The sequence below is a fragment of the Autumnicola lenta genome (assembly GCF_031846515.1).
GTDB classification, from domain to species: Bacteria; Bacteroidota; Bacteroidia; order Flavobacteriales; family Flavobacteriaceae; genus Autumnicola; species Autumnicola lenta.
Map to the genome: position 1 here is coordinate 79,178 of NZ_JAVRHO010000007.1, position 24,195 is coordinate 103,372.

Sequence of the window (24,195 nt, forward strand, 5' to 3'; positions counted from 1 at the left end):
ATGAATACAGAGAGTAAACAAAGCCTTATAAAGTCTTTCGCAGGACAGGGGCAAGATAAGCATTTCGAAGCACAAATGGTAAAGGTTTTTAAAGCTTTTAAGGAGCAACCTTCCACTATGCTGATGATCTCAAAGAAAACGGGCGTTTTAAGAGCTAACATCTGTCGTTACGTAGCAACATGGGAAAAAGCAGGTAGAATTGCAGAGGTGAAAACTGATCTCTGTAAGATTACCAAATTTCCCGCAGGATACTATACGACAGATCCAGAACTATTTCCAGAGTCTAACCAAGTAACCCTCTTTGAGGCTATGGATACTAAAAGAGAAATATCACCTAAAATAGAACGCAATGGCAGAGGGTAAAAATTCATTCGTTCTTTATAAAGATATAATTCACACGGTTAAAAAATTACCGAAGGATAAGCAAGCAGATTTATTTGTTACAATCCTGGAATATGTGAATGACCTTAATCCAGATGTGGAAGATCCATTTGTAGATCTTGCCTTTGAGCCAATAAAACAGAGCCTTAAGCGAGATTTAAAAAAATATGAATCTATCTGTGAACGTAACCAGATCAATGGTAAAAAAGGAGGTAGACCACCAAAACCCACAAAACCCAATGGGTTAAATGGCAACCAAGCGGATAACGCTAAACCCAAAAAAGCCGATAGTGATAGTGAAAGTGAAAGTGTAATGGATAGTGAAAGTGAAAAGGATACTATTATTAATAATAGTGCCTTTGCTGAAAATTCAAAAAGCTCTATTCAGTGGTTGGAAACTATTTCCATGCAGCAAAAAGTAAAACCCGATGTAGTGAAAATATACATAGGCACTTTTGAAGATCACCTCATCACGATGGAAGAACAGAAAGAAAGCGAAAAGGATTTTAAAAAGCATTTCGTCCATTGGTTTAATAAACAGGACCTATCCATGCACAGGAAAAATCCAATAGGTAAATCAAATCAAATACAGTAATGGAGTTGAATGGATTTCAAATAGAACAATGGAATGTTCATGGTTTCGACATTAAAGGCAAGACCACTGGAAAAGTTTATTGTACCTGCCCTTTTTGTTCCCATGAACGGAAGAAGAAAAATGATAAGTGCGCAACCGCTTATTTGGATACAGGGTATTTCAAATGTAATCATTGCGGAGAAGAAGGACAGTTGCATTCATACAAGAAAAATGAACAAGTGAAGAAATACAATAAGCCTGAAGTAAAGCCCATTTTGAGCCCACTGAGCGACAATCTTACGAACTACATACAAGATACTCGGAAAATAAGTGTAGACGCTTTAAAGGCCTTAAAAATACGTGAAGCTAAAGAATGGATGCCCCAAACCAAAAAAGAGGAAAACTGCATCTGCTTTGATTACTACCTGGAGGGAGAAGTAATTAACGTAAAGTATCGGGACGGGAAAAAGCATTTTAAGCTATTCAAGGGCGCTGAAAAGATATTTTATAACCTTGACAATATTGCAACTGAAAAAGACTGCATAATCGTAGAGGGGGAGTTTGATGTACTGGCTTTTCATACCGCAGGGTATTCCAATTGCGTAAGCGTTCCAAATGGTTTTAACCTTCAGGGTAATATATCTTTAGACTATCTGGATAACTACCTGAATTACTTTGAAAATAAAGAAACGATCTATTTAGCAGTAGATAATGATGAAGCTGGAAGGAAAGGAGAAAAGGAGCTTATCAGAAGATTGGGAGCTGACAAAGTAAAGCTTGTGAACTTTGAAGATTGCAAAGATGCAAATGATTACCTGGTAAAGCACGGAAAAGAGAAATTAGCCAATCTTATATCCCTTGCTAAAGACGTGAGAATGGAAGGGATTTTTACGGCTAACGATGTACGGGAGAGTATGCTGGACAGCTACAACAATGGCCAGAAAAGAGGGACGACCACCTATATTGAAGAAATAGATCCTGCTTGGACTTGGAGAGAGGGAGAGGTTAATTTGTGGACTGGATATCAAAACGAGGGTAAATCCGCAATGATTAGCCAATTATGTACTATTCGTGCGTATTGGGAGAATGCGAAAGTAGCTGTATTCTCTCCTGAGAATATGCCCTTGGATGATTTCTATACGGATATCATTGAGATGTTTATTGGGAAAAGTGCCGATCCATATTACAAGAACCATTACATGAGCAAAGAAGAATTTCTGGAGGGGATGGAATTTGTTACGAATAACTTCTTTTTGATTTATCCTGAAAAGGATTTTACTATAGAAAGTATATTCGAGAGAGCGAAGTTTTTAGTGAAGAAAAGCGGGATTAGAACGCTGGTTATCGATCCTTACAACACTATAGAACACAGGATGAAATCAGGGGAAAGAGAAGATTTATACATATCCCGATTTATGGCGCAGTTAAAAAGATTTGCGGTCGAATATGATGTTTCTGTTCACTTAGTAGCCCACCAACTAACAGCCCGTAAGAACGCCAATGACGGCAATAGGTACTTTAAACCTGATGCCAATAATATCAAAGGAGGTGGAACTTTCGCAGATAAAGCCGACAATGTAATTTCCATTTGGAGGCCTAATAGAGCAGTAGATTTCAAAGATACTTCCGTAGCATTCTTGAGTCAGAAAATAAAGAAACAAAAGCTAGTGGGCAGACCTCAAGAAGTCACAGATATTGATTTTGAGATTAAGTCTAACCGTTACCTGTTTAATGGCACTTCGCCTTTCTCCAAAATAGATGCCGATAGATTAGGTATTGCATACGCTACGCCACAAGAACAAATCGAAAATTACATACCTCCAAGACCTGAAAACGCATCCCTAGATCAGGCATTTGGGAGTACTGTTAACGATGAAGATAGTGATGTACCATTCTAATTAAGTCGGACCATCTTTATCTTTCCGAAATGCATCGTAAATAATAAAACTTTAAATAAAATGGACTTAACAAATAAACAAATTAGATTCTGTGAAGAGTATGTATTGGATCTTAACGCAACCCAGGCGTGCATACGCGCAGGATATTCTGAGAAAACAGCAAATCGCATAGGTTCCGAAAACTTGTCAAAACTTGACATTCAATATTACATTTCCGAATTGAAAGAACAGATATCCAAGAAAGCAGAAATAACCCACCAAGAAACCTTGGAGCGACTTAAAACCTGGTTTGAATCAGACATTACTGTCCTCATAGGACTTTCCCCTGAGGAAGTAAAAGCTCTTCCCTTGGAAGTTAGGCAGCTAATAGCCTCTTATAAACACGTCAGCAAAACATATTCTGAAGAAGGAAGGCCTGTAACGGAAGAAACAATTGACGTGAAATTTGTATCAAAGGAACGGGCAGCGGATTTAATCAGTAAACACATTGGTTTCTACGAGAAGAACAATCAGCAAAAAAACCCTAATCCTGAACCAGAACTCAACTTGGAGCACCTAACTGTAGATGAATTGCTGATGTTGATTAAGCTTCAAAGCAAAGCCATGGGGGTGAAGGATGAATTTAGTACCGAATAAATATAAATTCCTTATTTAGATTGATTATAAATAACAAAAATTACTTACATTTACCCATGCTAGAGTAACATAATCCTAACGACATGCCATTTACTAAGGAGACAGCCAGTAAAGCAGGAAGTAGTTCATCCCGCAGGGGTATTCCAAATAAGGCTACTTCAGAAATCAGAGAATCCTATAAGCTCCTTATTGAGAATAACCTGGATAACATGACGGCCTGGTTAAAGAGTATAGGTAAAGAAAACCCTGAAAAGGCTTTTGATATCTTGATCAAGATGAGTGACTTCATAGTTCCTAAGCTGTCCAGGCAAGAACTGAAGATTGAACAGGAGAAGCTATCTCCAGAAGAGAGAACCCAAAAGATAGCACAGCTTAAAAAGAAATTATTAGAAGGGTAGTAAGGATGTGTTTAAGCAGAAAACAGAACACATTAGTTTATTTTACACCAAACCGTTATAAGTGCTAATTATACCACTTAAAAGAGCAGTAACAATTAAAAACCCAAAGCAATGAGCACCACACCGACAACAAACGAGATCCTATTTAAAGAAGCTTTCTTTCAAAATCTACTAAAAATAAAATATTTAGCTATCGATCTGGATGATGCAAACCATCTGTTTAAAAACTTCAGAATCTTTCTAGCTGAAAAGGAAATACCAAACTCTCCTAGCTCCTTTACTGAAGCTATGGAGATGACCCGCAAATTTTTTTTACCAGGGGAACCCCTTGATTACCTTCTCGACCAATTGAAGAATAATTATGATTGCAAACAAAGATCGCGAGACAAATTAGTTAACGTTTAATTACAGGGCCCTATCCTAAATCACACAAATACAGAAAATAATGTTCGATAACCGTAATAAATTTATCCTAAGATCTGAACTTGGCCGCATAGAACTAGATCAAGATCCCGATGGATGGGATGATACGAAGACTGAAATAAGCAGAAGCGAAAAAACCTATGGTATATTCGTTGCTATTTCTAATAATCTGAGGTTTACAGGAAGGGCGAAGGAATACCTAGATACAGTGTATGACGCTTATAAAGTTCAGGGCCATGTAAAGTTAACTAAGCTTATAAAACATCCACAGACCGATGAATGGATAGTTGCTCTCAGTGGATATTTGGATCTTACCTCAAGAAGAATAAAAGACGGATATTTTGAGTGTGATTTTTTGGAGGGTGGATTAAGGGAATTATTTACTGCGAACATTAGAGAGAAATTCGAGCTGAACCGAACCACTGATATAAAGGGTAATTCTATTCCAAAGCTAGAAACACACAAACTAACCATAGAAGGCAGGGATATTTACTTACTCAGTAAGTTAGGAAACAAAGATATAGATAAGTTTACTGCCCATAGTGGAAAGTGGAATTCTATAGATGAAGACAGAACTTCATTTCATCCGTTACCGCTTAAGGTAATTGCTAATGCAGACCCTGAAAATATTCAACCTCCTTTTCCTACGTATGAATTAGACGACCGATGGAACGAACCAAGTATGGCCAATATGTTTTATTACAAGGCAGAGCGGGATATGGGGCGTACGAGGTTTTCTATCAACACAAGTTTTAAACTTGATGTGACAGGGAACAGAATAAACGATTTAAACCTGAAATTAGTTTTTGATAGGTACATCTGTGATGATAATGGGGACAACCTGAGATTGCAGGAAGATGGCAGGACCGTTCTAAAAGATTTAGGAGATCCACGAAGTATTAATCCAGATGAACTGATTAGTTATTCTTCGCCAGAGGGTATTGAGTTAGAGCCAAAGAAAAATGAAAGTTTTGCGTTAGGACTTCTTATGGTAGGTCAATTTGGGGGCGGGTTCCCTGTTAGATTTGATGGATGGGCGGATGTTCACTACTCAGGTTATAACGCAGATTTAACCGTTGCTGTGGATTCGTTTTACGAACGTACCGAAGCAAAAGCACTTACTTTATACGAAGTAGGAGAACGATTAAGCGAGATATACACAGGAAGTCCTTGTTTTGAAAGTTCTATTCTATCACAAGGAAAATGGAAGGATTTACTTGCTACTTCTGGAGGACTACTAAGAAACCTCAAAAAGAAAGTAGAGCTTAAAGATGAATTCGGTAACGTTACTGGACATATCCAGGAAGACTGGCCGATAACCTATAGTTGGGAAGATTTTTATAATTCACTCCACGCTATTGAGCCCGTAGCCTACGGTATAGTTACCGAAGGAGCCAAGCAGAAAATAGTACTTGAAAATATAGATTATTTCTTTCAAAGATATGTTACTGTAGATTTAGGGGAAATTCAGGTAGAGGAGAGGAGAACAGCTTCAGATTTTTACTATTCCTCAATTGTCACAGGATATACTAAAGGTGGAAACTATGAAAAGCCTTTGGGATTAGACGAATATAACACGCAAACTAATTGGAATACACCAATCACGGTTCAGAGGAATAAACTACAATTATTAAGCCCATCCCGTACTGATTCTTACGGTGTAGAAGATGCCAGGAGAAGACAATATGCAGTATCTGTGGAAGAAGATAGCCCCTACGACAAAGACAATTTTCTAATAGATGCTACACTTATTCAAGGAGAAAATAGAAGTACAGCAGCGATATTTCGGCCAAGGCTATGGGAGGATGACTTTGAGGGAATACCAACAGGAGTCTATTCTCCTAAGACCGCTTTTAATTTGAGGTTAACTCCAGCAAATAACTTACTACGGCATTCTAAATGGTTCAATGGCGGGTTGTATTCTTTGTCTGATGACTACTTGAGATTTACTTCTAGCGAAGGTAATAGTGAACTTACTACACAATTTCTAGGGCAGGATCCTGTGAAAGAAAACGCTGACTTTCCAATAGAAAAAATGGAAAGGCCAATATTTGAACCAGAATGGATAAAAGCTAAGAAACCTTTTAACCAAAATATCTTAAGTGATATCCAGGGACACACTCGTATTAATGGAAAACCAGTAAATAATTATTATGGAATGTTCAAATACATCCCCTCGGATACAGGCATAGAAGAGCGGGCCTTCATGTTTTCAACTAAAATAGGAGATGAATTTGAATTTAAATTATTAAGAGTTTACGGCTTCTAAAAGACGAACATCACAAGAAATTGACTAGGAGCAACAATCTATAATTATCTTCTCGTAAAAGTGTTCACATAATACTCAACATGAATTGGATCACTGGAGGGACGGTTGGTGCCTTCATAAGTAAAAGTCATGGTGTTGTTATCAGGGAAAGATACAGCTTTGGGGGTAACGCTACTAAAATGCACTTCTCCATTATTATCGTACTCCTCAGAAAACCTGTACTTTCCTTCATTTACTCTTTCCCAGCTTGAGCTCAGGATATCTTCATCCTCGTAAATTACGCACTCCCCGTCAATTTTGTCATAAGTAATAGTATTGTAAGTTCCATCAGGTTTGAAGGTAACAGTAGTCCGGGCTTCGCAGTCGTTAGGATAAGAAACTATTTCAGGAGCATTAGTCGGGTACTCTGTCAATTTCTCTAAGCTCCAAGTGCCGATAATAGGATCTATATCTGATCGTTCTTGAACATCTTCGGATTCAGAGGAGCAAGAAAGAGTTGTTAGAGCTAAAGTGAAAAGTAGTAGTTTTTTTATCATTGTTTCAGAATTTTAGACCTTAACATGTGCGAAGGAAGATTTTGTAACGGGCATTGAGTTATAAAAACGTACTTTTTTACCAATCAGAATCACTATTGAAATCAGATATGTATTGCTTTAGGTCTTCAACAAAAGCAAGAAGCTTAGTTTCACCTTTGGGATAAAAGAATTTATTCATCTCCACAAATCCCGAAACATGTTTTTCCGCTTCACCACTTTTTTTGAGCTTTTGAAATTCAGATAACTTACCTTGCTTGCTGTACCTTTTCTCCATTTGATCTAAAGCGATCTTTGTATTTAATTCTTCATCATTGGTAAAAGGATCTTTTTTATTAAGCATCAATTCATTTATGAATATCCTATAGCGACCTTCCTTAAACTCAGTGTTTAAAACAATATTCAATTCATTTGGGCCAATTATCGGAATATCTCCTTTGGCTAGAATTTGATCTTCTTTATTAATTTTAATTACGTAATTAGAATTATCTGAATAGGTAGCTAAGTATTGTTCAATAGCATCGTGAATTTCGGCAATAGATAGATCTGTTTCAATTACTTCTTCGTAATAAAGGGTTCCATCATCATCTTTTTTTAATTGGCTAGAGCAAAGGAGCGGAAGAATTAAGGTCAGTAGTAGAATTATTTTTTTCATGTGTTTATTTCTTTGGTTATTCTCATTTCGTTTCATTCAAAATTCTTTGTTTTTTAGCAATAAACTCATCCTCTGTAATTATCCCCTTATCTCTTAAATTTGATAATTCATTAAGCTCATTAATGTATCCAGAATTAGATGAGGTTTTTTTATATCCTGCTGTTCTGAATTGCTCCCATTCAGGCCGCCTCCTTAACCACTCTAGATTCGGATCCTTATTAAGTTTATCAAAATTACTGTACCCTAGTGAAACAGCTTTTTCTAAACATAAAAAGGCGCTCTCTTTATCGCTACGGATGGAGTGAAGAGTAGCCAATCTATAGTAAGCTAAAGGGAAGTTGTTGTTGAGATTAACAGCGGTGTTTGCGGATTGGATAGCTTGTTGAAAAGAGCCCTGCCTCATTTCCTTGTCAGCTTTTATTAGATATTTTGTTGCTTCGGATTTTGTACTTTTTTCTGAAGAGACGAGGGCAATTATTAAACCTATTAAAGGACTTAGCAGGAGCGACAAAAAAGTACCTCCCCAGAACCCAACTTTTTTATTACTAGCAATAGCTCCTATTAAAAAAGAAAATATTATCCAAAGAATTATTATTATCATAATTAAGTTATTAGGTCAGGTACCAAATATAGGCACAAATATTAAAGAATGTCTTTAAGGCATACGCAAGGGGAAAATCCCCCCTTTTCACTTGCATGCATTAACCGCATCTGTTTTTCCAGACACCCCCAGGCTCGCCAGGAATCTGACGAAATGAACGACATAAAAGAAGGTTTTGTAACGGTCGTTATGCGAGGAGGAAATGGAACTGAACTTGTGAAAAACTGACATAACTACTCGAAATTACTCGAATTAAAAATCAAAGTCACAATTGGGTAAGAAAAGGTAAGGTTAAAGATCCTAAATTTTGATAAGTTCAAGTTACGACCCCAAAGATAACATGAAGACTTTGTCGGAATCACAACACAGGTGTAGAGAGCAGAGAACTACCCAAAGATTACCCAAAGGGTTTTAGGGTGAAAATATACGTATTTAAGGATATCTAAGAATAAAATCCAGTACGCCCGTGATCTTAAAGACCCTAAGATTACCTAAGGGTAAAAGAGTTGAAAACCTGAAGAAACCTGATAGAACTCAGAAACTTTCGAAAAGAAATTACGCGTAACTAAAATCGTTTTTAACACGGTAAAAAAGAGAAGATAGAATTGGCCTACTGCATTATCTGTTTGAGCATAAAATGTTCTCTAAATTTTTTGTGGAGTTGCGACGCGGACACGCAGAAAGGTTTTTTCGAGGTCACAACGTTGGCACTTAGATGAAAATTTTTCCCTTTGTAAAAGAATACTTTAGGGAAATTAATTGGCACCAACGTGATATATTTTATGTAGAAGCGAGTTGGCTTTCCTCCAGCTTTTTTGTAGCGCTTTTATTTATACATTTGGGTTCAACTTCAATTTCATATTATGAATAAGCTTTTACTCCTATTCTCACTATTGTTTTTGTTTTCTTGCTCTGAAGAAGAATTCAGTAATCTACACACTTTTAAAAATAATACTGAATATAATATAACCATATTTCCGCACGAAATAAACCAGGAATCTACGGACTCTCCTTATTTCGAATTAGCTGTAGCTCCAGGAGAAGAAAAAACCTATAGAACAAATGAGTTTTACGGAATTTTTGATGTAAAGTCTTCGGAGACAGAGAAAGTTTTTGGGATAGATTTCAACTCCCAAGGAGTTAATGTAATTACAGCTTTTAATTATAAAGTTAGATATTCCATAACGGGTAACGCGAGTAGCGCGGATGTTACTTATGGTACTTCTTCTGGAGGAACCCGACAATATACCGTTAATATTCCTTCAAACATCTCCTTTAGAGAATTCAATGATGATTTTAAATATATTTCAGCTCAAAATAATCAAGAACATGGAGGGGTAACCGTTGAGATATTTTATGAAGACATATCAATCGCTTACGATGGGTGTTCAGGGGCATATTGTATAGCCATGGCATCTAACTAAGGCAGAATGGCTTTGGTAATGCCGATAAACTCTAATTTCAAATACTCGTACAATTTCTGGCCTAGCTTCGTTTTACCTGTAGTTCATTTTGTACGATACAACAGCCGAAGTATCAAACTCATAATCACCTCTCATATTTTTTCTTCTAGGATTGAATAACTCTTTGTGATTTAAAACCCAATCATTACTAAACCCTAAGTATTTCGCCACTTCAGAAGTTTTCATCTTCGGCTTGAACGAAACTATTCCAGAAATACTGAATTTATAGTCTTCGAGTGTTTGCAGTACAATTTCTCGTACTTCTTTATCTGTCATGCCTCTGATATTATTTCCTGTAAAAATTGAAGCTTAGGGATGCGGTGTAAACCTTGCTTGTACGTGGTTTTAATTATGCCCTTATCTATCCTGTTCTTTACTGTTTTGGAATGAACATTGAGAAACTCCGCACACTCTTCTATTTTCATACAAACATTATGAGAATCATGGAGCCTTAAAGCTTCTAAAGTCCATTTCTTATACTGCTCTTCTGATCCATCCAACGCAGGACCTTTACCGCTTAAATTAAGCTGAGTAAACAGCTTTTTCTTTTCAATAGGTTCCCAAGGCCTGGATTATATCTAAAACGCTTTCAGCCTTCATTCAAATGGGTTTTATCTATTTCCCCTATTTTAATGTACTTATCACCTTCCTTGATAAAAATAGGGCGCATTCCTTCCTCTGCTGCAAACAAATCCTTTAGTCGCACCCCTAAAGCTTCTGCAATGCTCTGTAATATCTGTGGTTTAGGAAAGGAGTTGCCACTTGCAATATTTGAAATAGTAACATTAGAGACGTTAGTTTTCTCAGCTAGTTCCTTTCCAGTCATTCCTTTTTCTTTAAGAAGCTCTTTGATCCTTAGGTATTCCATGTTTTTGCTAATTATAGATTAAGCTCAAATATAGTAAAATTAAAGTATTGATTAATTATTAAGCTTAAAATTAAAATAAAGTTTAAATATAGTTTGGTGGTTATTAAAGAAAGCATTAATTTAGCGGTATAGAATTAAGGAAAACTTTAAAACAAACCTCATGAAAGCAGCAGAATTCAAAAAAGCAATATCAGAAGCAAAGGAAAGCTTGAAGGGAAAGACTTTAAGAATTGATTTCGTGAACGGAAGTAAGATCGAACGATTAACCTTCTCCTCACTTAGAGCGTTTGGAAATGCTGTTCTTCAACTAGAGGCCAAAGGCGCAGGATTCGGATTTATTAAAGTAGGGAATGACTTCACACAGAAAGGTATTTATAAGCCTTCTCAATTCACGGAAGTATTAAACAGAGGCGTATGGAAGGAAGTTTTCTTTCTGGCCACAACAGTAAAAATATAAACCATTAAAACAATTTATTATGAAAACTACATCCAACTTCAGAACAAGAGTATTCAACTGGGCACACGAACTTGTAAGAGCTACAGGAAAAGCATTTGCCGTTTGTTTGGCTAAAGCCTGGGCTTTGTACCGTCTTCGCAAAAGAATGACTACAGAGACGGTTAAAATAGCTTTTGAAAAAGCCGATGGCTCATTAAAAATCGCCTACGCAACTTTAAAAGGATCTGCTACACGAATCAAAGGCACGGGAACACCCAACTATAAAACTGTAAAGTATCTGGATACTGAGGCAGGTGGTTTCAGATCCTTTAAAGTAGAGAATTTTATTGCAGCATATTAATAACAGAGGGGAGGTTAACGCCTCCCTTACTAAAAGATTAAAAATTAAAGAAATCAATAAACAACAATAAAAAAGCTACAAATTATGAGAATACCTACGGATTTTACCACAGACCAACGAGATGAAACAATTGTTCAGATATTAACCGATGCGATAATATTTGAAAGGATTTACAATGGTATGCAGGAAACATTAAAGGCTGCAAACCCTGACTGTGAAGATTGGGATCCAGTAAGCTTTTATAATGGCTTTGCAAATGTTTGGATATTCTTGGTAATCTATGAACTGCCAGATGAAGTAGAAGAAAGTCTTAAGGATGAACTTTCAGAGGTGTTTTACATGCGCTTTAATGCGGATTTAGCCAAGCCTTTTAAGGATAGAGAGAGGGCAGTGTACTTAGCTGAAAAGATTTACAGTGATTGGAAATTCTGTATTGATAGAACAGATAGTCAGTTAAAAACAGCGTGAACCTGAAATGTATAGACTGTAGAAAATTAACCTCAAATTTAAAAATAAAATTATGTTAGTAGATGAACAACTTAGCGGCAGAGAAAGAATTGAATTGTTAGGATCTGAAAAATGGAGATACATGCTTCTCGACGTAAAAGAATTGGGCTATGAGACCCGTCAGAAAATGAAAACAGTAATAAAAATATTGGATGTATGCCAAATAGTCTCCAGGAGAAACGCCATGTTTAAAAAGTTAGAATTAGGATCCACATTAGACGCTAGTATTATGTATACAGCAATGAACGCTATTTTGGAAGGAAGAGCCTTTGACCAGCAAGAACTAGAATGTTACTTCCTGTTCTTAAGAGAATACGAGAATTTTAGGCATGCTAGTATAGATTTTTTACCTGGAATAGATGAAAGCTGGATAGATCCTGATTTGGATCTGCTTATCCTTGGTTATGATGAAGAGGAAATAAAAAGGGTATGGAATAGTAATGGTGAATTACAAGGTGAAAGCTATTGCGATCTTCAAGACGCTATGGTTAAGTCTACAATAACCATTAAAGATTTTATAGAACAAGGTCAAAAGCTTGTTCAGGGGATCCTGTACCCAAAGAAATCTAAAGCAGCTTAACGGCACTCTTAGTAAGCAACTCTTGATGAAAAAAGGCTGTTAGCGTAATGTTAGCGGCTTTTTTCTTGACATAATGGATACTGACTATGTAAGTTCTATTTTTGCTTCAATAAATTAATAAAATAGCAATTATGAAAGTAGAGCCTTTACAGCCGAAATACATAAGTGGATGGAAAAATCTATGCAACTACTTAGGAGGAGCAAAACTTCAATCTACAATCCAATGGGTAGAAGACATGAACATTACAAAATATAAGAAGGGTAAGAATGTAGTTTTTAAAATAGAGGATATCGATAATGCCTTAATTCCTGTAGAAAGGAAAGAGAAAGAATAAAGGATACAAGTGTAGACGTACTAATTTTTCTTAATTCCTTTGCACAAAAGCGGTCCATTCTCTTTTTCTTCATAGGTTACTGGCTTTGGGATAACGGCTGGTTGTCTATTAACTAGAACGCAATTTTCTTAATTTCTCCTGTAATTCCGCATTATGATCCATAAGCGACTTTTTTTCCTTCTCCAGCCAAATGCACTTGTTTTTATATCTCTTTAGTTCACTATTCTCCTTCCGTAAGTTCATTAACTCCATTTCCAATTCTGGGTTTTTCAGTATCAGTGGTTTTTCACGTTTCCATTTTCTGAAATATTCAGGAAAAGTTGTTCTTATTTTATAGCTCAATTTTTTAGAAGGCTTTTCACGCTCTGCCAAAGAAATTGTTCCTATTGTACAATTAATCTTCTTCGCTAGTTCTTTTTGAGTGAGTCCAGCTCTTAAACGAAATAACTTAACATCTACCAGGTCTTCCATTGACTATAATTATTTAAAGAAACCTTTCAATGCCTACCTCTAAGAAGTCGTTCCTTATAATACTGAATCCTCTCTTCCCTGTACGTCATGGGCTTTGGAGGCGTTGGCTCCTCCTCCTCTAATATAAGATTGGCTAATTCTTTTCTTTCTTTAGAGGTAAGGTGAATGATGTGGTGTTTATTAAAATCATAAATGTCAATCGGAGGATATTTCATTGTATCTAAAATTAGAGTTACACATTATCAAGTGAAAATATAACATTGAACAGGAATTATGATAATGACAGAAAAATAGTTTCTGCGGAGATTTCGTATTTTACTTCCGAAAAAATAGAAATATGTGCTACGAAACCTCACTTACTAAAACCTCTCGACAGATTGAAGCTAGGTATGGACCTATGAAGGTGCCAATGCTTTACGAGCCGTGGTATCATGTTTCAGGGTTTGTCCACCCAAATCTATTTTGCATACCAATGGAGAACCCTAAAGAAATTTATCCCATGGAATGGGGGCTTATTGCACCGTTTGGCGAGCGGGATGTTTTATCCTTCCGAAGAAAATACAATACCCTCAATGCAAAGGCCGAAACGCTACTAACTTCAAAAATGTATCAAGTACCTACCAGGGAAAGAAGGTGTTTAATTATCGCAGACGGTTTTTTTGAACCGCATTATAAGAACCTTAAGGGTTCGGCTACACCGTATTACTGTTATCTGGAAGAAAGAAAACTTTTTACTTTTGCGGGCATCTATAACGAATACAAACCCGATTACTGGAATGTTAGTTTAATTACCAGAGAAGCCAATTCTTTATTTGCGGAAATACATAATAAGAAAAAAAGAATGCCGCTTGTACTAGATCCAGATTTTGAAGGGGAGTGGATCAACCCAGATTTAGATGATAATGATATTCAGGAAGTTTTAGCCACTTCCTTTATGAGGGAGCCATTCAAAGCACATCCTGTTACCAGAGATTTATACAAAAGAGACATTAATACAAACACTCCAAGAGTCATTGAAGAAGTGGAGGATTTAGGCAATTTATTTGATAGGTAAGTACGTCATTGCTATAATAAATATTTCCTCAGGTCCATAGGCTCTCTAAAAACTGAAGATAAATCCCTATATTTAGAGGAAATGAGAAACCTTTGCTTCATATTACTTCTAGTGCCCCTTTTTCTTTCAGGGCAGCAGGTGTTTTTTTCTCCCTTTACTCAAACTTATCCCTCTATTTTCACAAACAGTACCGAAACAGTGAATCGTAGAATAGTCTTTAAACCTGAAACAATAACCATTGCAACAAATACTAAAGAAGGTAAGGAAGTTGAGGTTTTGTATATTCAGGAGGTGGATGTTGTGAATGAAAACATGGTATTTCTTTGCCAGAATAGCAGCAAACTAAAAATAACAATTGCAATACCCCAGGGGCAGGAACCTATCGAAGTGATTGATTACTATTATCGATCTTTGAAAACAAATGAGAAAGTGCAAAAGAGATTCTTGGTTGACCAGATAGAATGAAAGATTTATCCCTTTACGAATTTTTATCATTATCTGACCAGGAACAATATGACGAAATATTTCAACGGGGGGATTATCTGGATATATCCATTGAGGGAGAAAAGAGGTTCGTTCTCTATGCGTTGTACAGGTTTTTTGTTGAAGTAGAGTATAAAAGCAGCACGAATAAGATAGTACATAAAAGAGCCTTTATCACAGGGGATTTGCTCGACAAATATTCTAGTGAAATTTAACCACTAGAGCGGCGGCCTAAATTCTTCTGGATCATATTCCCGACATTTAATCACATCAACTTTAAAATCTCGCATTAGGCCTTTTACGATGATTGGATCAACTCCTAAATCAGCCAAGTGCTTTTCTATTCTTTCCTCGATATGAGCTTTCACCAGAGATCTATTAATACCCACTTGTTCTTTCCTAGTGAATTTATTACCATTGGAGTCATAGACCATGGAACATAGGATAAGATTTACGTATGTACTTTGTGGCTGTCTCCCTTCTTTTTTACCCATGAAGTAATAATCAAAGGTCACTCCGTGATGGGGGTTCTGAATTTCTTCACCTGGCGGATTATCATATTTCGAAAGGCCGTACATATTTTCAATAATAGACTTGTTCTTTTAAATATAAGAAGCTCATTTCGTTTAATGCTCTGGAACCGTCTTAAAATAAGTTCTGTACGCTCATAAGCAGGATGGATTATGTGAAAAAATGGCTTTTAAAGCTCCTTTATGTGTACCTTATTGCACCTATCTGAGAGGGCTATGACGAGTAAAAGCAGGGGTGAAAATAGCAAAAACCCCTTATAATCAAAGAAATAAGCTGCCTTGTCCTTAAACACCATTTAAGATATCAAAATGAATTATTTCCTGAAGGCGTCTTTACCTCCTCCCTTCCTGTTTAGCACCTTCCCTCCCTGGTTGAATCATTATTTATAAATCAGAACCTCATTTTAGAATTGATCTTAAGGTATCCCCTCTCTCCCTGGGGTATAAAAGATAAATGAATTTACCCAGGCGGGTATGTCCAAAAAATTTGCGCCAGAAAATCCTACGGTTTTTTTAATAGCTCTCTTGAGAGAACGTACTTCTTTTAAAGGAGTAGAGGTATGCTTGGACGAGGGTTCGGTTCACGGTGGGACGAGATCTGCGAAGAAATATTTTTCTCAAGATAATTACCCAATCCACTCAGAAATACAATTCTTTGGGTCAAAAGGTTCAATTCTTTCCCTCATTAGTTCTTTGTTGTCGAAATGTCTTGAAATTTGATATGTTTTCTCTGTATGGTCATTGACTTCTCTATTGATGAAATGGTGAATTGTGATGACTCGACAGTTAGGATGTTCAAATATTTTTTTTAACATTACCCGATCAGATAACCCGCAAGAGTGACCTACTACCCACACCTCAAAATGACCTGAATCGATAAAACCTAATAATCTTTTATAGTTGCTGTTTTTGAAATACCCAAAAGATTTTGCGTGTCGTAGCAATTCATTATCATTAAGGTCTTCCATTTGTTTGTAATAAGAATCTACTTCGTCACCATATCCAAAAATGACAGATGCAGGTTCCGTTAATTTTCCGTGGATGTGGTTAACATCTATTTCCATTCCTCTAGCTTTAGAAATATTAAGAAGTTCTCCATAGTTCGCTACAGTATCAGTATAGTTAAAGTTTAATATCTGAATGTTGCCTGGAATTGATCCTTTATGCCTGCCGCACACCCTTTCCCAGAAGCCCTTGATCATTGATGGTTCTAAAACCGTAGGAACAGATTGTACTTTATTTAAATAATCTACCAGTCTTTCTCTTAAAAAGTCCAGCTCCTTGTTTAGATCAATGACCTGTCTTTTGTAGCCTTCCTTCAATTTTCTGGAGCTGTTCTTCTCCAAGATGCTTGAAAGGATTTCATAGTAAATAGATTCTATATCAGCCCAATTGTATGACGTAAGATCTGAGTAGGTTTTATGAAATATTCCGTTGCCTGGTGATCCGTACACCTTAATGGAATATCTCTTTGTAAATAATTTCAACTCATCAAAAGTTTCTATTTTACCTAATTCAGCTTCGTCTCTTCTTCTATGACCATCAATAACTATTGTTATAGGACCATTTTTGTAAGTGCCTTTCTCTGTGTAATTATCCCAATCACATTCATGAAGGGAGGCGTAAATTTCCGCTTTAACTAGATCAATTATGAAATCTTTATAACTAGTTTTAAGTCCGTGGGCTAAATCAAAACCATTGCCTAACAAGATTAATCTATTCATAGGAGGAGAAATAGAAAATTAAGTGCAAAAACACATTACCGTACATAAACCGTACAAAAAAGGAAATAAAAAAGCCGTAAACCCTTATTTATTAAGGATGTACGGCTTATCAAAGTGGAGTCGGAGGGGTTCGAACCCTCGTCCAAACAAGCAATTCAGATGCTTTCTACACGCTTAGTCTTCGTTTGGTTGTCGATGCAAAGCCGGCCGAAAACCACCAACTTTACACGTATCCTCGCTTAAATTTCAGAACTACATCAAGGTCCTGCAGTTCCTATATTTACTTTATCGGTGCCCCTGTTGCAAATGCCGTAAATCAAGGCCTTCGCGGGACATCTCGGCTCCCTGCCTTGCAGGGACTAAGTGTAACCTACTGTAATTCGGTTACGCAGCCAAGGCGTAGTTATTCTCGCCGTTTAAAAAAGTGTGAAATATGAGATTTACGAGCTATATCCCAGCGCTCGACGTGCTTACAACTCAATTAGACTCGCTGTCAAAACCAAGTCGACCCCATTATGTAAAGAACTTATCTTCTTAATTGCATTTTTCATGCCAACCTTTAATCCTTTTAATAATCTGGGCGTTGCCACTTTTTGCTTCCTTCGACAAGCTCAGGAGCTGCAGTGGCCGGGCTTTTCGCTTCAATCTTTTTATTCGTCATTCACAGCATGCCTCAAAAAAAGGATTTTCGCTGCAATCTCTAACGCAAAGGAGAATGGTCAAATTTTTTAAATTTTCACCAGTTCCAGTTTCTTCAATTTGCTTAAGGCTTTTGAAGACCTTTTCAAGTAACTTGCCCATAAATGGAAATTTCACCATCTGCTTTTCATTCCATTTCAAAAACATTAAAAGGAACTTATTTCAGCTTTTGTTTGAGGAAATTCTGAAACCAGTTTAAAATGATGTCCCACAGAAAATACAATATCAATTTTTCAAAGAAATCGGACATTATTCCTATCCGGAGCCTGCAAATATACAGAAAATTAATCATTTTAAGTATTTCGGCTTTGCTAAAGCTTAAAAAGCTATGCTAAAATTATACTTGCCACGCTGCCAGAATCAAATAAAATTTATTTTTCATCTTTGATTAAACTGAAAAACATTTTCCCGAATCTTTTTCAGAAGCGATGCTGAAAATGGCAATTTTCGACCTTACACTTTTCTGATGGTAACTTCATTGGCATTTCAAATTGGTTATCTGGACCATCCGGTTGGAACTCCTTAATGAATAAATTTTTCACTCATGTTTTGCTCAACATTGAACTCCTGAAATATTCAATTCCTCCGGTAAAAAGAATTCCGACGCTGTAGGCCACCAGATCCCAAGCGGAAAAGCTGCTTCCAAGGATGATCATTACGATTTTTGGCGGCTGGTACTGCAAAACTTTTACAATATTGATCAACTGAAAGAATTCTACCGCAAAGGAGAATAGTAAAACGGCAATTAGAGCTCTAAAAACTGAAAGTTTGGTGACTGTCATTAAAAAGCAGTAGATTAAAATCACCACCAGGAAATCCCCGCCATAGGGTCTCACAAAATCATCCTTTACCCATACGCCAATTGCTATTTCAATAATTAGCAGTAAAACGAAAGAGACGAGATATGCTATTTTTGAACTTCTATTTATCCTCATCTATTTGCGGAATCATTTTCTGAAAAATAAAATAAAAACCTGTGAGTATTGCTCCAAAGGCAAATGTGAAAACCCAAACATAATGATGCTGGACAGGAAACCTGATAAAATTAAGGCAATCCTTTACCAGGTTGAATGGATTATTAAATAGATCCCAGGAATTATAGCGGAGAAACCTTCCAAGGTAAATTCCGAAGGAACAAAGAAACAAGATTAAGCTGTTCAATATAAAATTATGCAGGCTGGAAAATTTCCGTGACAATATTAAACTTACTTTTTGCATGGAAGAGAAACCTAGAAACAGGCATAACAGGGCGAATGAAGAAATCATCAGGCTGTCATAAATTTTCATTTCGGAAGTCTTTAAATGAATCAGATCGGTAATTACGTAAAAGGAGTTCGGTAGAAATAGAAGCCAAACTCCCATGATGACAAAAAAGGTGCTTTTATTTTTACAAATGGTTTCCAGGAATTGAGAAAGAAGAAACGGAATACCTGCCAATAACAGGTTCCAGATCAGGAAGAAATAATAAAAGTCAAAGCTTATTAAATACCTCAAGATTACCAGTGAGCAACAAAAACATCCTGAAAAAATAAGTTTATTATTACGCTCTACATATTTTACTAATCGCATATTCAATTGGTTTTTTAGAATTAAAATTCTGTGTTCATAATTCGGGAGCCAGGGATCGAGAGATTACAGTTAATACCTGCCCCGGAAACCGGGACAGATGCAGAATATCTTTAAGCCTTCAGCTTCATAATTTAATCACCCCAGTCGATTTTTCTTGAGGCGTACATCACTCCGGCAAGAATCCCAAATAAACCAATACTTCCTACCAACAGCGCGTAACTTTCCAGTTGAATGATGATGTAGATAAAAACATAAAGCGCAGTAAGGGAGAGACCTATAAAAACCGGGAATTTCCAGCCTTTCAAGATGCTTTTAGAGTACAATGTAATAAGTAAGATTACGGCAGTTCCAGCAATAAGGTAAGCTCTTAAAAAACTGCTGTGTTCTGAAATAGAAATCAGCAAAGTATAGAACATAACGAGTCCAAGGCCAATCATAACGTATTGGAATGGATGTATTGGGATTTTACTTAGCGTCTGAATAAGGAAAAAGAGGAGGAAGGTGAGCCCGATAACCAGAAAGCCGTATTTGGCTGCCCGTTCACTTTTCTGGTATTCATCTACCGGAATCATAAAATTTACTCCAAAAGCATATTCGGAAAGGTTTGGTAAGGAATTTATGAAAGTCTGTGGAAAAGGCCGGTTAATATCGAGGATTTTCCATTTGGCGTCAAAACCTTCAGCAGTCAGCTTGTCTTCATTATACGGAAGAAAATTCCCGGTGAAATTATTTGTTTTCCAGTTTGAACTGATCTGAGTTTCCGTGATCTTTCCGACCGGGACAAAGCTAATTTGGGAACTGCCATTCACCGCAAGTTGCATGCTAAAAGAAACAGGTTTCATTTTTGGAAGTGCCACTTCCTCCAGTGTTTCGCTCTCCATCGAAAACAATTGTTTTTCAGACCTGGAAAGTGTGGGCTGTTCCCGGTATTTAGAAGTAAAATTGTACTGATTGTTCGCAACGCTAATATTCACCTGTTCACTTACTCCCTTTAAATTAGAGATTTGAAATATGACCCTTGACTTTTCCCATAGAATATTATCTTCGGCCACATCCTCTTCATTAAAATCGGGAACAGAAAATTTTCCGGTTAATTCAGTTTTACTTTTGTAAACTGCAGTTTTGTAGATTCCGCGTTTTTTCAATTCAGGATCTACAAGAGCCTTAATGTTGAGCTCTTTTGGGAGGAAATAAGCATATTTTACTTCTTCAAAGCTTTCCGTAGTAACTTCTTTAGTCTGGGAATTGGTAATCGATTTTTCCCGAAAAGTACGGTAAGGGATTTTTAGTACCGGCCCATAAACCAGGACTTCACCTCCCCATTTATCATTTATTTCGGAAACCACGCTTTCCTGTCGTATTGCCCTTTCCCTTATTAAATCCTGAACAAAAAGTAGAGGGATAAGCAGGATAAGAATTAGAGCTCCTATCATCAACATTCTTGCGGTAATAGAGTTTTTGAGCCAGTAGATAATTTTACTGCCGGTGTTTTGTGATGATTGATTGTCCATTTTATGATTGACTTATTTGATGATTTTTGTTATACCGGTAAGCTATTTAGAGACCGGATTTCTTTTTTATATGATGATGGAAGAATCAGTCTTTTTAGAAGCCCATCAATTTTTATACTTCTGCTAATTTTAAAAAAGAAGATTGCAGGTTTTAGTAATAAAATTCCCTTTAAAGCCAGGAAATGGCGCACCTTTTTAGGGCAAATCAGTTTCTGGGTTTCCCTTAATAACTGAAACCGGCCGAAGCCCAAATGTTTGCGGTACTGCCTGAACAGGTCTCGTGTATATTCCCCGTAATACAGGTCCTGGTGCAGGTGGATTTGTCGCATCTTTTCAAAACTTCTAAAAGTTTCCGGCAGGTCTTTTAAGTTCATGTGTTTTCCGACTCTGAAAAAGACTTCAAATACTTCCTGTTTTTCAGCTAAAGTCAGCCTGCGTTCCAGTAATTCAAAAGACCTGATAGAATAATCGATGAGCATAAAAAGGACATCACGGTAAGCCCAATCCGGAATTTTTGCACTACGGCTTTTTTCTACTGAATTATGAATGGCGTTAATATGTTCAATAGCACAAAGGGCTTCATCTTTTTCAGAAAAAACAATCTCCCGTGCGTAGGATACAGTTGAGAAAAGCCTTCCCAGAGGATCGGCAGGTAGCCGCCCGGTAAAGTACAGCCAGTCAACAGCTTTGTTAAGTGCAAACTCAGCCGAGGCACCTGCAAAAATAAAAAGAATGGTATCTGCTTTTCCCCATATCTGCCGTACTATCGAATCTTTATCTACAAAATATTCCATGTTGTTTTTATTTTTTTAAGATTAACTTCCGGCAAAGGGAGAGCCGAAAAGACCAACAGCTAATTCTGCCCAAATGATGAACAAGACCGCGAAAATAACTCCGCAGATAATGAACCGGTTTTTGGTGGTGGAAACTTTTCTCAGCACGAGGTCAATGAGAAATCCCGTTCCCAGAAGTAATATGCCGACCACAAGAAAATCGAAAAGATCCCATACTACCTCATCGCTGAACTGCATAGCGATTAATGGGATTAGCAATAGTGCGCCAACTATTAGTACAATGAATAAAATTCTTTTAGTTTTCATAATAATTGATTTTAGAGTTAATTGAAGTACTTTGAAATTCAAAGTTTATGAATAAATTTTTTTATTTTTTTTTAATTTTTTTTCCTGAAGAAAGTAGCTTTTCGAGGGCATCCAGGTGCTCCTGGAAAGCTTTTCGGCCTTTGTCTGTTGCCAGATAGCGGGTGTTGGGTTTACGATTAATAAATGATTTTTCCACTGTTATATATTGTTGTTTTTCCAATGCTTTGGTGTGGCTTGCGATGTTACCATCTGTTGCGCCCAAAAGTTCTTTCAGCGTTGTAAAATCAGCAGCTTCATTCACCATAAGAATGCTCATAATTCCCAGCCTGATTCGGTGATCAAAAGCTTTATTTATGTTGCTGATTATATTCTTCATTTAGGCCTGTTTTCGCTCGTATTTGTTGTACATCGCAACACCATAGATAATATGAAAAATTCCAAAACCAAGAGCCCAAAAATAAAGTCCGTAGCCAATAAATTGTGTAGCAATAAGGCCAAGCAGCACATTGGCATACCCCAGCGACCTTAAATCCCCAAAGGTATATTTACTCGCGTGGATAAGGGCCAAACCATAAAAGAGTAGCATGGCGGGAGCAATTAGCCCAATAAGATCGTTCTGCAATAGAACCAGGCAAAACAGTCCGCCAGCACTTAAGGGCGCAAAGAAATTAATAAGCAATCTTTTGCTGGTGCTGTCCCATATTCTCTGATTGTTCTTTTTGGCTTTTCGGGTAGTAAGAACGATGGCAGTGGCAATAGCAAGCACCAGGACACAAATGGCAATAATTATCAGATTTATTCTTAAATCAGGATCTTTTACATCAACATTTAAAGAGTTATAGGCCTCTCCATAAAAGCTGCCGTAGCTGGATAAGAGGATTTTTGCAACTACGGCGCCGATTATCGCATATATACCTGCGAATACTCCGGCTAAGCCGCTAAGGGAAATAAATCGTGAAGAGCGGCTCATCATTTCCCTGATCTCACTTAGATCATTCAGATACTTTTTGTTTTCCATTTTAAAGTACTTTGAAATACAAAGTAAAGGATTATTTTTTATTTATTCTTGTTTTTTCCGAAGAATTTATTCTGAACAGGTAAGCTAATTTTATCTTTAAGAAAATTTAGTATGCAGACCGGAATTTTCCTCTTATTTTTCTGGTCCCTTTACTAATGAAAGTCAGGAAATGAGATTAATCACTTACAATATTAAATATGCCAACGAGAATGATGGCGAAAACAGCTGGTCAAAACGGAAAGAGGCGCTAGCCAGCCTTATTCAATTTTATGAACCTGATCTGCTGCCGTTACAGGAGGCAAAGAAGGAACAGCTGGATTATTTTCAGGTTCACCTAAAGCAGTACAATTATTTAGGAGTTGGAAGAAATGATGGGAAAGCCGAAGGAGAATTTACTGCAATACTGTACAACACTGCAAAGTTTGATGTTTTGCAGAACAATACTTTCTGGCTTTCCGAAACTCCTGAAGAACCATCCAAAGGTTGGGATGCTGCTTATCCGCGCATCTGCACGTTCGCTCTGTTTCAGGAAAAGGAAGCAGGCAATAAATTCTGGCATTTCAATACACATTTCGACCATAGGGGGGACAAAGCACGTGATGAAAGCGCAAAACTTCTTTGGCAGAAAATCGAAGAGGTAAACCGGGAAAATTTTCCTGTAATACTTACAGGGGATTTTAATCTGGAACCTGATTCCAAAGGCATCAGGTTTCTTTCCGGAAAGTTGAATGACAGCAAAACGATTACTAAAGAAGCTGCTTTTGGTCCGGAAAAAACCTTTAACGCATACGAATATGGTGAAGCTCCAATCTCAAGGATTGATTATGTCTTTACATCAGAAGGAGTAGAAGTGGCAAAATACGGGGTGCTGAACAATTCCTACGATCAAAAATATCCTTCAGATCATTTTCCTGTAATGGTGGAGCTCAAGCTTAAAAAACCTTTTAAAAACTGAGCCTCTCAAAATGCCAATTTTCGACATTGAGAGCAATTTTGGTTTAAAGTTTTCTTTTTTAATTAATTGTCTCTGGTAAGAAGTTCGGGTTTTTCTGAAATAATTATTAACCAATATTCAGGAAAAAACTTCCTAGGGTTATAGAATTACTAACAAGTAGAAT

At 36.9% G+C, this 24,195-nt stretch carries 32 protein-coding genes and 1 other RNA gene; 16 read left to right on the plus strand and 17 right to left on the minus strand.

Annotated elements, in window-relative coordinates:
- From RM545_RS06415 to RM545_RS06445, 7 genes are all read left to right on the plus strand, one after another.
- The gene (locus tag RM545_RS06415; protein ID WP_311494492.1) at window positions 1-363 is read left to right on the plus strand and encodes a hypothetical protein; all 363 of its coding nucleotides are present in this window, start codon (window positions 1-3) and stop codon (window positions 361-363) included.
- Window positions 350-976, plus strand: coding sequence for a DUF6291 domain-containing protein (locus RM545_RS06420; RefSeq protein WP_311494493.1), 627 nt, complete (start codon window positions 350-352; stop codon window positions 974-976). Before RM545_RS06415 ends, RM545_RS06420 begins: the two co-directional genes overlap by 14 nt.
- Window positions 976-2,853: a toprim domain-containing protein gene (locus RM545_RS06425; RefSeq protein WP_311494494.1), complete on the plus strand. Its 1,878-nt coding sequence runs from the start codon at window positions 976-978 to the stop codon at window positions 2,851-2,853. Before RM545_RS06420 ends, RM545_RS06425 begins: the two co-directional genes overlap by 1 nt.
- 60 nt (window positions 2,854-2,913) lie before the next feature.
- The gene (locus RM545_RS06430; protein WP_311494495.1) at window positions 2,914-3,489 is read left to right on the plus strand and encodes a terminase small subunit; all 576 of its coding nucleotides are present in this window, start codon (window positions 2,914-2,916) and stop codon (window positions 3,487-3,489) included.
- An 83-nt stretch (window positions 3,490-3,572) separates the two neighbouring features.
- Window positions 3,573-3,887 carry a hypothetical protein gene (locus tag RM545_RS06435; protein ID WP_311494496.1) on the plus strand — a complete coding sequence of 105 codons (315 nt, stop codon included), beginning with the start codon at window positions 3,573-3,575 and terminating at the stop codon, window positions 3,885-3,887.
- A 111-nt stretch (window positions 3,888-3,998) separates the two neighbouring features.
- Complete coding sequence (locus RM545_RS06440; RefSeq protein WP_311494497.1) at window positions 3,999-4,292, plus strand: hypothetical protein; 294 nt, start codon at window positions 3,999-4,001, stop codon at window positions 4,290-4,292.
- A 40-nt stretch (window positions 4,293-4,332) separates the two neighbouring features.
- On the plus strand, window positions 4,333-6,579 hold the full coding sequence (locus RM545_RS06445) for a hypothetical protein (protein WP_311494498.1): 2,247 nt from the start codon (window positions 4,333-4,335) through the stop codon (window positions 6,577-6,579).
- Window positions 6,580-6,623: 44 nt separating this feature from the next.
- On the opposite strand, the gene RM545_RS06450 is transcribed toward RM545_RS06445, so the two are convergent.
- The 3 genes from RM545_RS06450 to RM545_RS06460 form a co-directional block, all read right to left on the minus strand.
- A complete protein-coding gene (locus tag RM545_RS06450) occupies window positions 6,624-7,115 on the minus strand; it encodes a lipocalin family protein (protein WP_311494499.1) in 492 nt (163 codons plus the stop codon).
- A 76-nt stretch (window positions 7,116-7,191) separates the two neighbouring features.
- The gene (locus RM545_RS06455; protein WP_311494500.1) at window positions 7,192-7,767 is read right to left on the minus strand and encodes a hypothetical protein; all 576 of its coding nucleotides are present in this window, start codon (window positions 7,765-7,767) and stop codon (window positions 7,192-7,194) included.
- Between the two features lie 22 nt (window positions 7,768-7,789).
- The gene (locus RM545_RS06460; RefSeq protein ID WP_311494501.1) at window positions 7,790-8,368 is read right to left on the minus strand and encodes an SHOCT domain-containing protein; all 579 of its coding nucleotides are present in this window, start codon (window positions 8,366-8,368) and stop codon (window positions 7,790-7,792) included.
- Between the two features lie 863 nt (window positions 8,369-9,231).
- On the opposite strand from RM545_RS06460, the gene RM545_RS06465 reads away from it, so the two are divergent.
- Window positions 9,232-9,792: a hypothetical protein gene (locus RM545_RS06465; protein ID WP_311494502.1), complete on the plus strand. Its 561-nt coding sequence runs from the start codon at window positions 9,232-9,234 to the stop codon at window positions 9,790-9,792.
- A gap of 72 nt (window positions 9,793-9,864) precedes the next feature.
- On the opposite strand, the gene RM545_RS06470 is transcribed toward RM545_RS06465, so the two are convergent.
- Together RM545_RS06470 and RM545_RS06475 are read right to left on the minus strand one after the other, a co-directional pair.
- Window positions 9,865-10,107 (minus strand): hypothetical protein, encoded by a 243-nt coding sequence (locus tag RM545_RS06470; RefSeq protein WP_311494503.1) that lies wholly within the window; start codon window positions 10,105-10,107, stop codon window positions 9,865-9,867.
- Between the two features lie 313 nt (window positions 10,108-10,420).
- Window positions 10,421-10,699, minus strand: coding sequence for a helix-turn-helix domain-containing protein (locus RM545_RS06475; protein ID WP_311494504.1), 279 nt, complete (start codon window positions 10,697-10,699; stop codon window positions 10,421-10,423).
- A 160-nt stretch (window positions 10,700-10,859) separates the two neighbouring features.
- On the opposite strand from RM545_RS06475, the gene RM545_RS06480 reads away from it, so the two are divergent.
- From RM545_RS06480 to RM545_RS06500, 5 genes are all read left to right on the plus strand, one after another.
- Window positions 10,860-11,156 carry a hypothetical protein gene (locus tag RM545_RS06480; RefSeq protein WP_311494505.1) on the plus strand — a complete coding sequence of 99 codons (297 nt, stop codon included), beginning with the start codon at window positions 10,860-10,862 and terminating at the stop codon, window positions 11,154-11,156.
- Between the two features lie 19 nt (window positions 11,157-11,175).
- Window positions 11,176-11,496 carry an SH3 beta-barrel fold-containing protein gene (locus RM545_RS06485; protein WP_311494506.1) on the plus strand — a complete coding sequence of 107 codons (321 nt, stop codon included), beginning with the start codon at window positions 11,176-11,178 and terminating at the stop codon, window positions 11,494-11,496.
- A gap of 84 nt (window positions 11,497-11,580) precedes the next feature.
- On the plus strand, window positions 11,581-11,964 hold the full coding sequence (locus RM545_RS06490; protein WP_311494507.1) for a hypothetical protein: 384 nt from the start codon (window positions 11,581-11,583) through the stop codon (window positions 11,962-11,964).
- A 52-nt stretch (window positions 11,965-12,016) separates the two neighbouring features.
- Window positions 12,017-12,583: a hypothetical protein gene (locus RM545_RS06495; protein WP_311494508.1), complete on the plus strand. Its 567-nt coding sequence runs from the start codon at window positions 12,017-12,019 to the stop codon at window positions 12,581-12,583.
- 131 nt (window positions 12,584-12,714) lie between these two features.
- The gene (locus RM545_RS06500) at window positions 12,715-12,918 is read left to right on the plus strand and encodes a hypothetical protein (protein WP_311494509.1); all 204 of its coding nucleotides are present in this window, start codon (window positions 12,715-12,717) and stop codon (window positions 12,916-12,918) included.
- Between the two features lie 108 nt (window positions 12,919-13,026).
- Here the strand turns inward: RM545_RS06500 and RM545_RS06505 are convergent, their stop codons facing one another.
- On the minus strand, window positions 13,027-13,389 hold the full coding sequence (locus RM545_RS06505) for a helix-turn-helix domain-containing protein (RefSeq protein WP_311494510.1): 363 nt from the start codon (window positions 13,387-13,389) through the stop codon (window positions 13,027-13,029).
- 26 nt (window positions 13,390-13,415) lie between these two features.
- On the minus strand, window positions 13,416-13,604 hold the full coding sequence (locus tag RM545_RS06510) for a hypothetical protein (protein WP_311494511.1): 189 nt from the start codon (window positions 13,602-13,604) through the stop codon (window positions 13,416-13,418).
- Between the two features lie 122 nt (window positions 13,605-13,726).
- Between RM545_RS06510 and RM545_RS06515 the strand changes: the two genes are divergently transcribed.
- Together RM545_RS06515 and RM545_RS06520 are read left to right on the plus strand one after the other, a co-directional pair.
- Window positions 13,727-14,443 carry an SOS response-associated peptidase gene (locus RM545_RS06515; protein ID WP_311494512.1) on the plus strand — a complete coding sequence of 239 codons (717 nt, stop codon included), beginning with the start codon at window positions 13,727-13,729 and terminating at the stop codon, window positions 14,441-14,443.
- Between the two features lie 198 nt (window positions 14,444-14,641).
- Window positions 14,642-14,908: a hypothetical protein gene (locus RM545_RS06520; RefSeq protein WP_311494513.1), complete on the plus strand. Its 267-nt coding sequence runs from the start codon at window positions 14,642-14,644 to the stop codon at window positions 14,906-14,908.
- A gap of 236 nt (window positions 14,909-15,144) precedes the next feature.
- Here the strand turns inward: RM545_RS06520 and RM545_RS06525 are convergent, their stop codons facing one another.
- The 10 genes from RM545_RS06525 to RM545_RS06570 form a co-directional block, all read right to left on the minus strand.
- Complete coding sequence (locus RM545_RS06525; RefSeq protein ID WP_311494514.1) at window positions 15,145-15,504, minus strand: hypothetical protein; 360 nt, start codon at window positions 15,502-15,504, stop codon at window positions 15,145-15,147.
- Window positions 15,505-16,082: 578 nt separating this feature from the next.
- On the minus strand, window positions 16,083-17,180 hold the full coding sequence (locus RM545_RS06530) for an AbiH family protein (RefSeq protein ID WP_311494515.1): 1,098 nt from the start codon (window positions 17,178-17,180) through the stop codon (window positions 16,083-16,085).
- A gap of 112 nt (window positions 17,181-17,292) precedes the next feature.
- Window positions 17,293-17,692: a transfer-messenger RNA gene (gene ssrA, locus RM545_RS06535) on the minus strand.
- 729 nt (window positions 17,693-18,421) lie between these two features.
- Entirely contained in the window at window positions 18,422-18,814 is a 393-nt protein-coding gene (locus tag RM545_RS06540; protein WP_311494516.1) for a ribosomal maturation YjgA family protein, read from the minus strand.
- The gene (locus RM545_RS06545; RefSeq protein WP_311494517.1) at window positions 18,801-19,448 is read right to left on the minus strand and encodes a DUF1361 domain-containing protein; all 648 of its coding nucleotides are present in this window, start codon (window positions 19,446-19,448) and stop codon (window positions 18,801-18,803) included. The genes RM545_RS06540 and RM545_RS06545 overlap by 14 nt, the downstream gene beginning before the upstream one ends.
- Window positions 19,449-19,579: 131 nt before the next feature.
- Window positions 19,580-20,959, minus strand: a complete 1,380-nt coding sequence (gene creD / locus RM545_RS06550) for a cell envelope integrity protein CreD (RefSeq protein WP_311494518.1) — start codon at window positions 20,957-20,959, stop codon at window positions 19,580-19,582.
- A gap of 29 nt (window positions 20,960-20,988) precedes the next feature.
- Window positions 20,989-21,753: an oxygenase MpaB family protein gene (locus tag RM545_RS06555; RefSeq protein ID WP_311494519.1), complete on the minus strand. Its 765-nt coding sequence runs from the start codon at window positions 21,751-21,753 to the stop codon at window positions 20,989-20,991.
- A 21-nt stretch (window positions 21,754-21,774) separates the two neighbouring features.
- The gene (locus RM545_RS06560) at window positions 21,775-22,059 is read right to left on the minus strand and encodes a hypothetical protein (RefSeq protein WP_311494520.1); all 285 of its coding nucleotides are present in this window, start codon (window positions 22,057-22,059) and stop codon (window positions 21,775-21,777) included.
- 61 nt (window positions 22,060-22,120) lie between these two features.
- Entirely contained in the window at window positions 22,121-22,435 is a 315-nt protein-coding gene (locus tag RM545_RS06565) for a winged helix-turn-helix domain-containing protein (protein ID WP_311494521.1), read from the minus strand.
- Entirely contained in the window at window positions 22,436-23,077 is a 642-nt protein-coding gene (locus RM545_RS06570; RefSeq protein ID WP_311494522.1) for a hypothetical protein, read from the minus strand. It abuts the gene before it with no gap.
- A 169-nt stretch (window positions 23,078-23,246) separates the two neighbouring features.
- On the opposite strand from RM545_RS06570, the gene RM545_RS06575 reads away from it, so the two are divergent.
- Window positions 23,247-24,032: an endonuclease/exonuclease/phosphatase family protein gene (locus RM545_RS06575; RefSeq protein ID WP_311494523.1), complete on the plus strand. Its 786-nt coding sequence runs from the start codon at window positions 23,247-23,249 to the stop codon at window positions 24,030-24,032.
- Window positions 24,033-24,195: the final 163 nt, after the last annotated feature.